Raw genomic sequence first — 15,038 nt, 5'->3', positions numbered from 1 at the left:
AAAAAATATGAGTGAAATTATAACTAAAGGCTTTGCAGCTTATGATGAAAGTGCTAATTTTAAGCCAATTACTTTTAAAAGAAGTGCTTTAAGAGATGATGAGATATTGATTAAAACTATGTATTGTGGGATTTGCCATAGTGATATTCACGCTGCTAAAAATGAATGGAAAGCTACAAAATATCCTATAGTTCCAGGTCATGAAGTAGTTGGCTTAGTAGTTGAAATCGGTAAAAATGTAAAAGAATTTGAAATAGGAAATTACGCAGGAATTGGTTGTTTGATTAATTCTTGTGGTGAATGTGATGCTTGTTTAAACTCAAATGAGCAATTTTGTCAAAAAGGTGCTGTTTGGACTTATAATAGTGTTGATTATTTTAATAATTCAGAAATTACTAAAGGCGGATATTCAAATTATATAAAAGTTCATAAAAACTATGCAATTAAAGTTCCTAATAATGCTCCACTAAAACTAATTGCTCCACTTTTTTGTGCAGGAATTACTACTTATTCTCCACTTAAATTCTCTAAAGTTAGTAAAGGTATGGATATAGCAATCGCAGGATTTGGGGGCTTGGGTGTAATGGCTTTTAAATACGCAAAAGCAATGGGTGCAAATGTTAGTGTAATAGCTAGAAACGATACTAAAAAAGAAGCAGCTATTAAACTTGGAGCAAGTAATTATTATAATGATATTAATAAGGTTGATAAAAAATTTGATGTAATAATTAGCACAATTCCAAGTAAATACGATGTCTTAGCGTATGCAAGAGCTTTAAAATACGGCGGAGAAATGGCAATCGTTGGCTTACCACCAATAAACGAACAAGTATCAATTAGTCTAAATGCCTTAATTAGAGTAAGTCATAAGAAAATTTATGGCTCATTAATAGGTGGCATTAAAGAAACTAAAGAAATGCTTGAATTTTCATTAAAACACTCAATTTATCCAGAAGTTAAAATTATAAAACCTAATGAAATTAATAAAGCTTATGATGATTTATTGAATAATTCAAATTCTTTTAGATATGTAATTGATTTTAATGAATAAAAATCTAATTTTAAGCCTAATATCTTTAGGCTTAATATCATTTTTAAGCGTATTAATTGAAACTTCTTTAAATGTAACTTTTGCTTATTTAATACAAACTTTTAATATTGATATTAATAAAGCTTCTTTACTTACTTCTATGTTTTTACTAGCAATCACACTTACAATGCCACTAAGCTCATATTTAGTAAATCAAATAAATACTAAAAAACTTTTTATTTTTACTAATTTATTATTTTTAATAAGCCTAATAATTTGCTCAAGCGCAGGTGAGTTTTATATTTTAGTTTTTGCTAGATTTTTACAAGGAATTGCTGCAGGTATTGCTCTACCACTTATGTTTAATATGGTAATTTTTAAAGCTAGTGAAAAATACTTCGGATTTTTGATGGGATTTTGTATATTTTTAGTAGCGACTGCACCTGGTTTTGGGCCAATTTATGGTGGATTTATTATGAAATATTTTAAGTTTAAAGATATTTTTATATTTTTAACACCTTTTTTGGTTTTTGCCTTTGTTTTAGGAATTAAAAATATTCCAAATCTTGGAACAAAATATAAATTAGACTTAAAAGAATATATATTAATTGTATTGCTAGTAATTAGTGTTGCTATAAGTATTAAATATATTTATATTTTATTTTTTAGTATTTTAATTATTTTTATGCTAAATAAAAGCAAAATTATTGCAAGTGCTAAGAATTTGCAATTTTTCTCATCTACTTTAATTGTATTTTTAATGCAGTTTTTTGCTTTAAGCTACTCATTAATACTGCCGAATTATTTAATTATGAGTAAAAATTATGATAATTTTGAAGCTAGTAAAGTAATGCTTTTAGGCTCATTAATTGCTGCTATTTTATCTCCAATAAGCGGATATTTAAGCGATAAATTTGGATCTTTTAAATTAAGTTTGCTAGGTATTTTTATCATAATAATTGCAAATATTTTATTATTAAATATTGAAGAAAAAACCTTATTAAATCTTTCAATATGTTATTTAATTTATGCTTTCGCACAAGGCTTATCTATGAGTGCTTTAATTTCTTACTCTATAAAAATTTCTAAAGATAAAACAAATGCAAATAATTATATAAATACTTTTCAACAAAGTTTTGGAAGCTATGCTGTGATGATAATATCTATAATTTTTAATAATAATTACGAAATTGGCTTTTTAAATTCTATAAAATTAATACTATTTTTAGCATTTTTACAATTAATCTTAATTTATTTTGCTTTTAGAAAAAAAATCTAGCAATGGGTTTTTAATCATTGCTAGATTTTTATTATATAAACTTATGTAAAGAATGTAAGTGATATAAAATGAGTTGAAAGCTTTATGTGCTCGTTATTTAAGCTTGATTTTTGTAAAATGTAAGTGCTTTACAAAGTGTATAAAATAAGAGTTTTTGCTTTACATTTCATAAAATGCTTTTAAAAAACCTTTACAACATACTTTACAAAATCTTTATAAAAGCCCATTAAATCGGCTTTGAAATACTTTTAAAATCTTTTTAAATAATATATGCAAAAAATATTGCGGGGACATTTGGGGGATATTTTGTCCCCCATAAATAAAATTATAGCAACATTTTAAGCCAATTTTTTATATTAATCTTGACCATTTCTAACGAATGCAGGTTCGTTAAAATCTCTAGTTTTATAATCTACTTTTATTGTTCCGCCACTTACTTTTTGCATTTCAGGTTGAACTATTTTATAGCTTAACTCTTCTTCACGCTTTTTGCTCTCTTGCTCAATTTTAGCTTTTTGTGCTCTTGTTTCATCAAAACCTGTAGCTATAATAGTAACTTCAACAGCATCAGCTGGCAAGCTAGTATCTAATACATGTCCGCAGAATACATTTAAATCTTCGTTACTAGAATTTGAAATCTCTTCCATTGTCTCAACAAGTTGGAAGAAAGGAATATTTTCACCATAGCTAAAAAATACTATCATAGCTTTAGCATCTTGTAGGTTAGTTGTATAATTTTCTAATAATGGAGAATCAATTGCATTTGCATACGCTTCTTTAATAGCATTTTCACCTTCAGCTCTTCCCATTCCCATAAGTGCTGTTCCACGATGGCTCATAACAGAAGTAACATCTGCAAAATCTATATTAGTATCAGCTTCAATTAATAACATTTTAATTATGCCGGTTACAGCATTTACTAAAACATCATTAGCAAATTTGTTAGCTTCTCTAGTATTTAAAGTTTTTGGAACTACTAATTTTAACTTATCATTTTGGATTAATATAACGCAATCGCTTTCTTTTTTTAGCTCTTCTAATCCTTTTTCAGCAGCTTTAATTCTAGCTTTTTCGTAACTAAATGGGAATGTAGCAACAGAAACAACAAGTATGCCTAAAGATTTTGCAATTTTAGCAATCACTGGACCTGCACCAGTGCCAGTTCCACCGCCTAGACCTTCGGCGATAAATAATAATTCTGTTCCTGCTAAGCGTTCTTTAATTTCATCTTCAACTTCTTCAGCTGAAATTCTACCTATTTCAGGATTTGCACCAGCTCCACGACCATTTGTCTTCTTTGGTCCTAATTGTATTTTAATGTTTGCTTTTGACCTATTTATATCTTGAATATCAGTATTTGCAATCATAATATCTACATTAGAAATATCAACTTTTAAAGAACTAGCACAAGTTTCTACAATATGATTTATCATATTTCCACCTGCTCCACCAACACCAATTACTTTTATCTTAACGCCGCAATCCATTTCACTCTCCATTACTTTAAAATCTATATTATCACCTAAAATATCAAAATCCATTTCTTAAAATATCCTTTCTATATAAGCACAAACTTTCTTCCAAGATTTAGCAAAAACGCCTTCAGATTTTTCTTCATTAGAACTAATCTTTAATGACTCTAATACTTCATCTTTGTCATTTTTTTCAATCTTAAGCAATTTTTGTTCCTTAACATCTATATTTGTGTAATAAGAAGTATTGTTTTTAGTTTCTATTTCTTTATCTACCGAAAAATCTATGATTTTTTCTAATTCTGTGGTTTTTTGTCTAGTTAATAAAACACCACTAGAATTAAGCTCATATTTAGTATGAAAACCACAAGAATACATACATAGGCCTAATAAACATGTATATTCAGGCATAGTAAAAATCTCATTATCCCCATAAAATACGCTATTTTTTTCTATAACGGTTCTTACGGCTTTATTGTTAAATTTAGGAGTTGCTCTTTCAGCCATATTGTCTATTTTAAAACAACCTCCAGTTAAAACTACTCTTGAGAAAAATTTCTCATAAGGACTATCATCTATGCTAGCATATATACATTCAAGCATTTCTGTAAGTCTCATATTTACACACTTTGAAACTGATTCAACAGATACTCTATCAAGAGTTTGAGAACCGGTTTTGTAATATTCTACATGAGTGCTATTTTCTTCATCTTTAAATAAAGAAAATTGTAATTTAATTTTATCTGCAACCTCATTGCTAGCGGTAAGATATTTAGCAATATCGCTTGTAATATGCCAAGAACCAAAAGGAAAATAATACATCCATATAATTGAATTATAAGCATATATTGCAATATCACATACTTGCGAACCACAATCAATGATAGCAACACCATTTTCTCTTTCATCGTTATTTAAACAATAAATTGAATTAGCATATATAGAAGATACTAAAACATAGTTTTTTATATCAGCATTTGATAATATTTGCTTTATATTTTCATAATCATTTTTATTCATAGTAATAATATTAGCTTCCAATCTAAAGCTTGAAGCCATCATACCAAGTGGATCTTCAATATTATCAGTATTATTCGCTCTAAATCTATAAGGCAGTATATGAATTGGAATTTGATCGCTATGAATATCTGCAGATGTTCTAGCAGCATTAATTGCTTTTTCTATATCCTTAATCGTAATTGCCGAGCCATTAGCATCTAGCCTTATGTCAGCATATCCGGTTACAGAATTTGTATAAGCTCCACTAACAGAAACAGCAATTTTATCTATATTAATACTTAAATTTTCCTTAACCTTATTTACTGCTTTTTTAATGGAATTACTTGCGTCATTAATGCTTGTAATTTTTCCAGATTTAATTCCGTAAGTTTGTGTATTAGCAACACTAACTACTTTGATACCTTCCCCATCAAAACTAACAATAGCTACTTTTATTAAACTAGAACCAAGATCAATAGCTAAAATATTCAAAATTCACTACCTTTATAATAATTTTTAATTTCATAACGCTTATCTAATTCTTTTATTAAATCATCAAGCATAAGAGTAAAATTAATATTTTTCAACTCATTACTTAAATCAGTATTATTCTTTTCACTTGTATTATCAACTAATTTTTGAGAAAGTATTTCATATACTAATACTTTATCATTTAAAAGCACATAAGATTTTTTAGTATTTTTCAAAAATAACTCGCTCACAAATGTAAAAAATTCTGTATCCGTTAAATCGGTATTATTTTTAGAAACTTTAGATATAAAACCTATATTTTTGCCATTAATTTTATCTTTTTTTAATTCTTCTTCACCTGTATTTGACAATAATTCTTTAAATTTTAATTCTCTTAAATCTTCTTCTACCATCATTTTAGCTTTTTCAAATTCTAAAGCAGTTGGCTGATTTATTTTATCAAGTCTTACTATGTAATATTTATTATCCATAATAAAAGGCTTACTCATTTCACCTACTTTTAAATCTTTATTTTGTAAAACTAATTCAGAATAAGCATTTTGATTTGTAGTTGATTGGAATTTAATTTCATTATTTTTTAACTTAATGTAATCAAGTTTAGCTTCTTTTTCTAATAAACTTAAAGCAAAATCTATCTTAACATTATTTAATGCTAGTTCATATTCTTTAATTTTGCCTTCTTCATCTTTATAATTAAATTTATTATTTTCCCAATAAGCTTTCATATCACTTTCAATTAAATTGTCTAAATTAGGATTTAATGTATATACAGAATAATCATATGATAGTTCAGTTTTATATTCATCTTTATGTTCTTGCCAATAAGACTTTAATTCATCTTCGCTTAATTTGATTTTATCTTCTTCTTTAGACAAATCTATAATTTTTAAATTTATCTCATCTTGCATATTTAAACTAGCATTTGCGATTTCTAATTCTTCTTTGTTTGCTGGAACTACTAGTAATTTTAATAATTTAGAAATTTCTAATTTATTTTTGATTTGATTAGCAAAATCTGCTTCACTCATTCTTAAATTTTTCAAATATGTTAAATATTTACTTTTATCAAATGTTTTATCTTCTTCACTTTTATTAAATAACTCATAGCTAGCTATTGTTTTTACAACTTCTTCTTCACTAGCATAAAATCCCAAATCATAAGCATAATTTAATAATAATTTTTCTCTTATTAATTCCACTAATGCTTGTTTATCCAGTCCTAATTTTAACGCTTGTTCTTCTGTTAATTCACCATTAGATAATTGATTTTGAATATAAAATAATTCGCTATATTTATCATTAAATTCTTTATGTGTTACGCCTAAATTTCCTACTTTTGCTACATATTTGCTTCTTGAACTATTTAAATCTACACTACCCCAACCAACAGTTCCTGCACCAACAAATGCTATAACGCTAATCCAAATTGTAACAACTAAATATTTTTTATGACGCTGCATCCAAGTAATCATTATTTATCCTAATTTCAAGTGTTTTTAAAGAAAAATCCTATCTTATAAGCATTAACAAAGATTTAATTTATAAAGAAATTTTAGCCTGCAAATCTATATCAAAAATTTTAGAAAATAAACCATTAAAATCTCTATCAAAAATCAATAATCCAAAATTCTTTATCATTAAAAAATTAGATTTATTTTTTCTTAATTTATCTATTAAAACATTCATATCTTGCAAAATTAATTCATTTTCTATAAAAATATTTTGATTTTGATATTTCAAACTTGAACCATTGCATATTTTCATTATATCTTTAGTGCAAACTACGGCTATCACTTTAGCTTGTGAAAAAGAATTATATATTTTTGAATGTAATTTTACATATTTACAAGCATCATATTGTTTATAATTTTCATTTAATAATAATTTAATAAAGAATGAATTATCATCATTAAATATTGTATTTTTGTTTATTAAAAACGCATTATCTTCAAATCTTGAAGATATAGAACCATTAAGTCCATATATAAAGTCTTTTTCATACATTATTTTTGCGTATTTTTTGATTTCAGCAAACATTATTATATCCTTGTTAAAAAGTTTTATTTATTATATATACAATATTAAATTACAAGGTAAGCATTTGCAAATTCATATTCCCGTTTTAAAAGATGAAGTAGTTAAATTATTTAAAGATTTAGATAATGGTTATTATCTTGACGCGACTTTGGGCTATGCAGGACACGCTAGTGCTATATTAAAAAATAATAATAAACTAAATCTAATAGCGTGTGACCAAGATATAGAAGCCATCAATTATTCTAAAGAAAAATTAAAAGAATTTAATGTAGATATTCAAATTTATAAAACAAATTATGAAAATATATTTTCTTTCATTAATAACAAAAATGAAATTAAAGGTGTATTAGCAGATATTGGAGTATCTAGTTTGCAATTAGATAAAGATGATAGGGGGTTTTCTTTTGATTCTAGTGAATTAGATATGAGAATGGATAAAAATAAAGATTTTGATGCAAAAACTCTAATTAATACCTATACTAACAAGCAACTAAGTGAAATTTTTAAAAATTACGCAGAATTACCAGAAAAACTAGCTTCTGATATAGCTTCAAATATTATCAAAAATAGACCTATTAACTCTTGCAAAGAACTTAGTAAAATAATAGGAAATGCAAAGTTAAACAATCGTAGTGTAAGCCTAAAAACTTTAATATTTCAAGCAATTAGAATTGAAGTAAATGATGAATTAGGAGTGCTTAAAAGATTTTTAGAGCAACTAAAAGAATTTAAAAATTGTCTAATTTGTATAATTACTTTTCATTCTTTAGAAGATAAAATAGTAAAAGACACTTTTAAAAAATGGGCAAATAATTGCATTTGTGATGAATTTGCAATTAGATGTGAATGTGGTAATAACCATTCCTTAGGAAAAATTATTACTAAAAAACCAATTGAACCTAGCAAAGAAGAAATAAAATATAATTCTAGGTCAAGTTGTGCAAAACTTAGAGCGTTTTATTTAAAATAATGAAAAACATAAGAACAAGTACAGAAGAAAAAGAAGAATTACTAATAAATAAATACCAAGATTATTCTATTTTAGGTTTTAACAAAAGGCTAATATTATTATTTTTTATAATAATGATTATATCAATTAGCTTAGTTTGGGTTAGACTTCAACTCTATGAATCAAGTAAAGTTTATGCTCAATTAAAAGATAAAAGAGAAGTATTAAGCGAAGAAAATAAAGAGCTTAAAAGAAAAATAGAAGCTTTACAATTTAAAAATAAAATTACAAATTATTTTGAAGTGCAATATGGAACTAAATAAACAATATTTTATTAATTCGTATCAAAAATTAAAAGTGTATTTTCATAAATACGACCCTAGTAATTTTTCATTACTATACGCTATGAAAGCTTGCGTTGGACTTGCTATTTGCTTAATCATAAGCTATTTTACAATTCACGAAAACTATACTATTTTTAGTGTTTTATCTTGTGTTTTTATATTTTATATGAACAATCTTAATTCGGTAGGAACTAAGAAAATATTATATTTGCTAGCTTTTACTTTTTTTGGTTGTTTTTTTGCTCTAGTAGTTCCTTATTTAATCAAACTTGATTTTTTTATGGCAATTCCTAGTTTTATTTGGATTTTCGCTGTTATTTTTGCAGGTGCAATTTCACAAGACGCACTAAAAGTTGGCATATATGCAACCTTACTTGTTATGGCTATGTTAATTAGTGCTAGTCTAAATAATTTTGATTCTTTAGAAGTATTTTATGCGACATTAATTGGCTCTTGCGTAGCAACTATTTTTAGAACATTTGCATTTTATACTTATGGTGGATTTACTAGAAGAAGTTTTATAATGCTTTTAAATGATTTGATTTATATGAGTGAAAATATGACAAATAGCAAATATGAAATGTGGCAAAATTTATTCGTAACAAGGATTAATGAATTTAAAAGACTTTTTGAAAGTAAATCAGTAAATATAAAAGATTCAAGCCTTATAAGACACCAAGAAATGGCTATGTTTTATTTGCTAAAGTGTGAAGAAATAGCACTTGCTTTATTTTCACTAAGGACATTTTTTAAACAAAATTCAAAAAATGCTCATATAAAAAATATTCAAAATGAAATTATTTTTAATCTTGAAGAATTAAAAAAGATATTTAAAGATGAAAAAGTCAATCTCAAATCATTTTGCCTTGATAGATTAAAACAATTAAATACCTTACCAATATTATGCACCTTAGTAGAAGTTCTTTATTACAAGCTTGAATTATTTAAACAAGGTGGAGCAAAACAATTAACCTTAAAACCAAAAGATAAAAAAATCACAATTAAAACTATTTTAGAAAAGTTTCATTTTGATAATAAGTATTTTAAATTCTCAATAAAAGTTGCATTAGCAACTTCGTTTTCATTATTTTTAGCATTATTTTTCAAAATTGACCACGGAATTTGGATAGCGATGGGTGTTTTTACAATGTTTAAAGAAACTATCAATTCAACTACAATTAATAATAAAGAAACCATTTATGCAGCACTCATAGGCTTTGCATTAGGACTTTTAATTATTTTTTCAATACATTCAAAATTAATTTTTGTAGTGCTATTTTTATCATATTTTGCTTGTATATATTTTAAGCATTTTCCATATTTTATAGCAACTATTTTTATTATGCTAAATCTTGCTATTTTATTTGCGAGTTTAGGACTTGATTATGAAAGATTACTTGTATATAGATTAATTGATTTTATTGTAGCATTTTTTATAGTTTATACCTTTTCGTATCTTTGGCCTAGCAAAAGCGAAGATGATATAAAACCTACTTTAAAAGACGCAATAAATAATCTTAAAAACTTCTTAAGTGCTGTTATTAAAAAAGAAGATTATTTAAATTATGAAAATAAAATTTTATTAAATATTAAAAGCCTTAAAAACCTTTTATATGAAAGCAGAAACAAACATAATAAAATTGAGCAAATTAGACTACTAGAAGCAGTTTTGGAAATGAATAACTTATGTATATCATTAAATGAGTATTTATATTCAAAATATAATAAAATTCAATTAAAAGAACAATCAGATATTGGAATTTTAATCACTAGATTTAAAATGATGGAAAATATAAGTAATGACTTGCCTTATTATTTTTACGATGAAATAGATGATAAAATTCTAACAAACGATGAGAGAATTAAGTATTTTATAAACCAAATCTCAAAACGCCAAGATATAGTATATAAATACCTAATTGATAACTAAAATTACTCTAATTCAACTTGCTCTAATAATAATTCATCGCCACTTTTAATCTCAACATTATTACTAGAGCAATTTTTACAACAAAACTCATTTTTATTTTGAATAAAACTACAATTGCAATCTTTACAAAAAAGTTCAAGTTCTTTTAAAACTACTTCTAATTTAGCATTGTAATAACTTGAATTATTATCGCTAGTAAAAGCATTGAAAGCTTCTTTAAAATAATGCTCTTCAACCCCACTAAGTCTACCTATGCTAACTCTTACTCTAGTAATTTTTGTAGCTTTATTATTTATTTTAATTCTTTCACACTCATCTAAAAGATTATTAACAATTGCCATTTCATGCATTAGCAAATCCTTGGCAATAATTCGCCTTTTGGCATTTGTAAAATCCTACTTCCACCATAGCTATTATTAAGCTTTACTGATGGGCTTTTTGACTTATGCACTACACCTATTATATTTGCAAAATCATTATATTTTTTTAATTCTTTTAATACATTTTGCGCATCTTCTTTAGAACAAATACAAACAAATGTTCCTTCATTAGCTAATTCTAAAGCATCAAATCCTAATAATTCACAAAGCCCTAAAACCCCATCACTTATACTAACATCACTTTCATTGATTATAAATTCCAAGCCACTTGATTTTGCTAATTCATTTAACACGCTAGATAAACCACCACGAGTAGCGTCTCTTAGACATTTTATATCGTATTTTAAAATATCTCTTACTTCACTATATAAACATTTTGCATCACTCATAATATCGTAGTTAAAACCAAATCTAGAAGCCATTACACAAGCTCCATGCCTTCCTAAATCACCACTTACTATAATAGCGTCGCCTTCTTTAATACTTTTTGTGCTAATTTTATTATTATTAATAAATCCATTTGCATCGCCTATACAAGTTGTATTTATATATATCTTATCAGCCTTACCCTTAGGAACTACCTTTAAATCCCCACACTTAATTCCTACTTCAAATTCTTTTGCAGTATTTGATAAATCATTTAATATTTTTGCTAAATCATCAAGTAAAAAACCTTCTTCTAAAATAAGACCTAAAGTAAGATATTTAGGCTTTGCTCCCATCATCAAAACATCATTTATAGAACCACAAGCTGCGATTTTACCTATATTTGCACCATTAATAAAAATTGGGTCAAGCACAAAAGAATCAGTTGAAAAAGCAATTTTAGAAAAACCATCACAAACAGCAGCATCTTCGCTAAGTCCTTGAGAATTATCAGCTTGAATATGTTTTAAAATAAAATTATTTAAAAACTCATTCATCTCATCTCCGCCACCACCATAGCTTAATAAAACTTGCTTTTGCATAATATTTCCTTTAATTTCCTATTGTGTAATCTCTTACTAATCTAATTTTTGCTACTTTTGATAAAGCTTCTCCTGTCTCAACACTAATTCTTGCTAAAACGGTGTTTTTATCAAATTTTAACGCTTTAGAACTATCAACTTTTGTATATTCTATTGTGATTAAATATTTTCTATCACTATTACTAGGATAATAGTAATTCTCGGTTATTTTTGCGTTTGACATAATACCTGAATTAACTATAGGATCACCTGATTCAAACCATCTACTTAATGCCTTTGCTCTAGCTCCGTCCATTATAAGTTCAACTTGCTCTTTAAGATAAGCTCTAGCTGCAAATGATACGGTGCTTTTTGATGATTGCAAGGTTAAAACTCCAACAACGCTTACTAAAATAATAAATATAATAGCAGTTATCATACTAAAACCTGATTTTTTCATATTATTACCCCACTTTTGCAAACTTTAAGGCTTGTCTTTTTAGTAATAAAACTACCTGGCAAATCATTTACTTCTAAGCATAATTTAATTTTAGTAACGCCGTTATTATTACTAATAATAAAATCACTAACATTATTTACAAGTGTTACTTTATCAATGGTATTTGTTGCGAAATTTGGTTTTTTATCTTTAAAATCATAACTATAATATTTTAATTCACCATCTTCAAACTTAATACCTTCAATCTTATCAACTAATACATATACATTACTAATTGTAAAAATCTTATCACTTAGTTTTAGTTCAATTTTTGCATAATCTTCTTTCTTACCACTACCAACATTTCTTTCAGCTATTTCTAAATCATACAAATCTTTTTCCATAAAAGAAGTTGAAGTTGCTATATTATCCCCTAAAAAATATACGCCTAACTTATCTCCTAAAGAATACGAATTAATAATTTTAGTATTAATACCTTTTTGCTTATGAGAAAAACAATTAAAATAATTTGTTCCATCATAGCAACTTGCTTTATCATTTACAGCTGCATGAACAACACTTTTAGTTTCATTAAGCCCGTCCCATTTATTATGCTTTTTATCAATAATAGCAATTCTAGCCCATTCAAAAATCTTAAAATCATTCTTTAAAGAATCATCTTCAATATTAAAAACAAACTTACAATCAGTTACAGAATTTACACATTCAGAATTTTCAGCTTTTTTAAGTCTAAAGCTATTTTTAATGGCATTGTTTAGGTGTGTTGTTAAAAAGTCCATAGTAGCTTGAGATTTAAGCTCAAGTTCATTTAATGCTCTAACTCTTTGTTCGTTATCGTAAGAAAATTTAATAATCTCAATACCAAGCCCTGCAATTATTCCTAAAATAACAATAACAACAATTAATTCTATTATCGTAAAAGCCTTTTTCATCTACTTCCTTATAAACTTAAATAATTTTTTAATTTTGCTTCATTAGTGCTATCCCAAGTGGTATCACTAGTCTTCATTGCATATTGGCTATAAATACTATCTAATCTTCCAAATTTATTAAAAAATACATCAAATGATACAATAGGATTAGCTCCATCTAAAATCTGCATTTGACCTACATACATTGTGCTAGTCCCGCCTATATCTCCACATATACTATTTGTTGATATAGCACAATCAATAGGGGTTTTAAAACCAAATTTATAAGATGAATCTATTTTTGAATACTTACCATATATATAATTTATCTTTTGACCTAAAACATTAGAAAAGCTTACATTTTTTTGATTATTTATAGAAATATTATTGATATTTGCAGCACTTCCTGATGAAGTAGCATAATATCTTGAATTAATATTAATTTGATTTAACTCATCAACTTTATAAGTTATCTTACCTTGTAAAGCAGGAGTTAATATATATTGAGATAATAAGCTATTGGTTTTGTATTCATCATAAGCTATATTAGAATTATCATAAGGTAGATTTCTAATAAGTCCATAAAGCTCTTTTACTTCATAAAAATATTCTTGTTTATAACCTATCTCATCGCCTTCTAAACTAGCATTAACTATTTTTGGAATAGCTGCTAAGCTAATTCCAATTACAACCATAGAAAATATAAGCTCAATTAATGAAAAGCCTTTTTTCATCCACGAACCCTTTCGTATTCTTTCATATATTCGCCTAAAATTTTAACTTTTTCTAAACTAGCACTATTATAAATACTAGCTCTTAATCCGCCAAGTTTTTTATGACCTTTTAAACCTAGCATATTGTGTTCTTTAGCAGCTTTACTCCAAAATTCTAAGTCTAATTCATCATTTCCTGTAGTAAAGCAAACATTCATAACTGATCTATCATCATTATTTACATAAGCTTTGTAAAAATTACTATTATCAATAATATCATAAAGATATTTAGCTTTTATTTCATTTTCTTGATTAATTGCATCAAGTCCGCCTTTAGCTTTAATCCATTTCATAATTTTTGCATATACATAAATAGCAAATGTAGGCGGAGTATTAAATAAAGAATTATTATCTGCATAAGTGTTGTAATTAAACATTTTAGGCATAGTTTTATTTTTACTGCGTTCTAATAAGTCTTTTCTAATAATTAAACATGCAAATCCTGCTATACCAGCATTTTTTTGAACTCCACCATATAAAACACCTATATTTGAAAAGTCTAATTTCTTAGAAAAAAAGTCCGAACTAGCATCAACAATCAAAGGAGAATTTGAAATAGGAAGTTGCTTATATTGAGTTCCATGCACCGTGTTGTTTGAACAAATATAAGTATAAGAACTATCATTATTTAAAGCAATTTTTGGAATATAATTATATTTACTATCTTTTGAACTAGCTACGATTTTTGCATTTACTCCAGCTAAGATAGCTTCTTCACAAGCTTTTTGCGTCCATACATCAGTATCAATGTATTCACAAGGCTTATTATCTAGGCTAAAATTCATAGCCAATAAGCTAAATTGCATAGTAGCACCACCTTGAACGAAAATTACTTCATAATCATCATTTATTCCATAAAGCTCTTTTGCATCTTTAATAGCGTCATTGTGCATTTGCTCATAATAACTTGAGCGATGACTAATTTCCATAATAGAAAAGCCGTTATTTTTATAACTTAATAATTCTTCTTGAATTTCTTTTAAAACCTCTAATGGTAATTCAGATGGTCCTGCACTAAAATTGTATTGTCTCATT

Annotated in this window: 15 protein-coding genes; 5 read left to right on the top strand and 10 right to left on the bottom strand. The window is 26.3% G+C overall.

The features are described 5' to 3' along the window. Nucleotides 1-7 precede the first annotated feature (7 nt). On the top strand, nucleotides 8-1,051 hold the full coding sequence (locus tag AVBRAN9334_RS02065) for an NAD(P)-dependent alcohol dehydrogenase (protein ID WP_336606888.1): 1,044 nt from the start codon (nucleotides 8-10) through the stop codon (nucleotides 1,049-1,051). After that, nucleotides 1,044-2,309, top strand: a complete 1,266-nt coding sequence (locus AVBRAN9334_RS02060; RefSeq protein WP_336606887.1) for an MFS transporter — start codon at nucleotides 1,044-1,046, stop codon at nucleotides 2,307-2,309. The genes AVBRAN9334_RS02065 and AVBRAN9334_RS02060 overlap by 8 nt, the downstream gene beginning before the upstream one ends. A gap of 356 nt (nucleotides 2,310-2,665) precedes the next feature. Here AVBRAN9334_RS02060 and ftsZ read toward each other — a convergent pair whose 3' ends face one another. The 4 genes from ftsZ to AVBRAN9334_RS02040 form a co-directional block, all read right to left on the bottom strand. Then, on the bottom strand, nucleotides 2,666-3,850 hold the full coding sequence (gene ftsZ, locus AVBRAN9334_RS02055) for a cell division protein FtsZ (protein ID WP_214116589.1): 1,185 nt from the start codon (nucleotides 3,848-3,850) through the stop codon (nucleotides 2,666-2,668). Between the two features lie 3 nt (nucleotides 3,851-3,853). Beyond that, on the bottom strand, nucleotides 3,854-5,272 hold the full coding sequence (ftsA, locus tag AVBRAN9334_RS02050; protein WP_214116587.1) for a cell division protein FtsA: 1,419 nt from the start codon (nucleotides 5,270-5,272) through the stop codon (nucleotides 3,854-3,856). Beyond that, nucleotides 5,269-6,744: a SurA N-terminal domain-containing protein gene (locus AVBRAN9334_RS02045; protein ID WP_336606886.1), complete on the bottom strand. Its 1,476-nt coding sequence runs from the start codon at nucleotides 6,742-6,744 to the stop codon at nucleotides 5,269-5,271. The genes ftsA and AVBRAN9334_RS02045 overlap by 4 nt, the downstream gene beginning before the upstream one ends. A 67-nt stretch (nucleotides 6,745-6,811) precedes the next feature. Then, nucleotides 6,812-7,309 (bottom strand): hypothetical protein, encoded by a 498-nt coding sequence (locus AVBRAN9334_RS02040; protein ID WP_214116582.1) that lies wholly within the window; start codon nucleotides 7,307-7,309, stop codon nucleotides 6,812-6,814. A 64-nt stretch (nucleotides 7,310-7,373) separates the two neighbouring features. On the opposite strand from AVBRAN9334_RS02040, the gene rsmH reads away from it, so the two are divergent. From rsmH to AVBRAN9334_RS02025, 3 genes are read left to right on the top strand one after another with little or no spacing between them, the layout of a single operon-like run. Then, entirely contained in the window at nucleotides 7,374-8,279 is a 906-nt protein-coding gene (rsmH, locus tag AVBRAN9334_RS02035; protein WP_214150036.1) for a 16S rRNA (cytosine(1402)-N(4))-methyltransferase RsmH, read from the top strand. Then, nucleotides 8,279-8,581 carry a hypothetical protein gene (locus AVBRAN9334_RS02030; protein WP_214116578.1) on the top strand — a complete coding sequence of 101 codons (303 nt, stop codon included), beginning with the start codon at nucleotides 8,279-8,281 and terminating at the stop codon, nucleotides 8,579-8,581. Before rsmH ends, AVBRAN9334_RS02030 begins: the two co-directional genes overlap by 1 nt. Next, on the top strand, nucleotides 8,568-10,532 hold the full coding sequence (locus tag AVBRAN9334_RS02025) for an FUSC family protein (RefSeq protein WP_214116576.1): 1,965 nt from the start codon (nucleotides 8,568-8,570) through the stop codon (nucleotides 10,530-10,532). Before AVBRAN9334_RS02030 ends, AVBRAN9334_RS02025 begins: the two co-directional genes overlap by 14 nt. Before the next feature lie 2 nt (nucleotides 10,533-10,534). Here the strand turns inward: AVBRAN9334_RS02025 and AVBRAN9334_RS02020 are convergent, their stop codons facing one another. Genes AVBRAN9334_RS02020 through serC form a run of 6 tightly spaced genes read right to left on the bottom strand, consistent with a single transcriptional unit; the run spans nucleotide 10,535 to nucleotide 15,037 of the window. Continuing rightward, nucleotides 10,535-10,882, bottom strand: coding sequence for a hydrogenase maturation nickel metallochaperone HypA/HybF (locus tag AVBRAN9334_RS02020; protein ID WP_336606885.1), 348 nt, complete (start codon nucleotides 10,880-10,882; stop codon nucleotides 10,535-10,537). Then, on the bottom strand, nucleotides 10,882-11,880 hold the full coding sequence (gene hypE, locus AVBRAN9334_RS02015) for a hydrogenase expression/formation protein HypE (protein ID WP_336606884.1): 999 nt from the start codon (nucleotides 11,878-11,880) through the stop codon (nucleotides 10,882-10,884). Before hypE ends, AVBRAN9334_RS02020 begins: the two co-directional genes overlap by 1 nt. Before the next feature lie 10 nt (nucleotides 11,881-11,890). Next, the gene (locus AVBRAN9334_RS02010) at nucleotides 11,891-12,319 is read right to left on the bottom strand and encodes a hypothetical protein (RefSeq protein WP_214150038.1); all 429 of its coding nucleotides are present in this window, start codon (nucleotides 12,317-12,319) and stop codon (nucleotides 11,891-11,893) included. After that, nucleotides 12,316-13,251 (bottom strand): prepilin-type N-terminal cleavage/methylation domain-containing protein, encoded by a 936-nt coding sequence (locus tag AVBRAN9334_RS02005; protein ID WP_336606883.1) that lies wholly within the window; start codon nucleotides 13,249-13,251, stop codon nucleotides 12,316-12,318. Before AVBRAN9334_RS02005 ends, AVBRAN9334_RS02010 begins: the two co-directional genes overlap by 4 nt. 8 nt (nucleotides 13,252-13,259) lie before the next feature. Continuing rightward, on the bottom strand, nucleotides 13,260-13,964 hold the full coding sequence (locus AVBRAN9334_RS02000) for a type II secretion system protein (RefSeq protein ID WP_336606882.1): 705 nt from the start codon (nucleotides 13,962-13,964) through the stop codon (nucleotides 13,260-13,262). After that, nucleotides 13,961-15,037: a 3-phosphoserine/phosphohydroxythreonine transaminase gene (serC, locus tag AVBRAN9334_RS01995; protein ID WP_214116563.1), complete on the bottom strand. Its 1,077-nt coding sequence runs from the start codon at nucleotides 15,035-15,037 to the stop codon at nucleotides 13,961-13,963. The genes AVBRAN9334_RS02000 and serC overlap by 4 nt, the downstream gene beginning before the upstream one ends. Nucleotide 15,038 lies beyond the last annotated feature (1 nt).

This window comes from Campylobacter sp. RM9334 (genome assembly GCF_020138145.1).
In the GTDB taxonomy this organism is placed as follows: domain Bacteria; phylum Campylobacterota; class Campylobacteria; order Campylobacterales; family Campylobacteraceae; genus Campylobacter_E.
This window is presented reverse-complemented; position numbering and strand designations above follow the sequence as displayed.

Coding starts and splice junctions, on each gene's coding strand:
- AVBRAN9334_RS02065 (WP_336606888.1), top strand. CDS start 8: ATGAGTGAAATTATAACTAAAGGCTTTGCAGCTTATGATGAAAGTGCT.
- AVBRAN9334_RS02060 (WP_336606887.1), top strand. CDS start 1,044: ATGAATAAAAATCTAATTTTAAGCCTAATATCTTTAGGCTTAATATCA.
- ftsZ (WP_214116589.1), bottom strand. CDS start 3,850: ATGGATTTTGATATTTTAGGTGATAATATAGATTTTAAAGTAATGGAG.
- AVBRAN9334_RS02045 (WP_336606886.1), bottom strand. CDS start 6,744: ATGATTACTTGGATGCAGCGTCATAAAAAATATTTAGTTGTTACAATT.
- AVBRAN9334_RS02040 (WP_214116582.1), bottom strand. CDS start 7,309: ATGTTTGCTGAAATCAAAAAATACGCAAAAATAATGTATGAAAAAGAC.
- AVBRAN9334_RS02030 (WP_214116578.1), top strand. CDS start 8,279: ATGAAAAACATAAGAACAAGTACAGAAGAAAAAGAAGAATTACTAATA.
- AVBRAN9334_RS02025 (WP_214116576.1), top strand. CDS start 8,568: ATGGAACTAAATAAACAATATTTTATTAATTCGTATCAAAAATTAAAA.
- AVBRAN9334_RS02020 (WP_336606885.1), bottom strand. CDS start 10,882: ATGCATGAAATGGCAATTGTTAATAATCTTTTAGATGAGTGTGAAAGA.
- hypE (WP_336606884.1), bottom strand. CDS start 11,880: ATGCAAAAGCAAGTTTTATTAAGCTATGGTGGTGGCGGAGATGAGATG.
- AVBRAN9334_RS02010 (WP_214150038.1), bottom strand. CDS start 12,319: ATGAAAAAATCAGGTTTTAGTATGATAACTGCTATTATATTTATTATT.
- AVBRAN9334_RS02005 (WP_336606883.1), bottom strand. CDS start 13,251: ATGAAAAAGGCTTTTACGATAATAGAATTAATTGTTGTTATTGTTATT.
- AVBRAN9334_RS02000 (WP_336606882.1), bottom strand. CDS start 13,964: ATGAAAAAAGGCTTTTCATTAATTGAGCTTATATTTTCTATGGTTGTA.
- serC (WP_214116563.1), bottom strand. CDS start 15,037: ATGAGACAATACAATTTTAGTGCAGGACCATCTGAATTACCATTAGAG.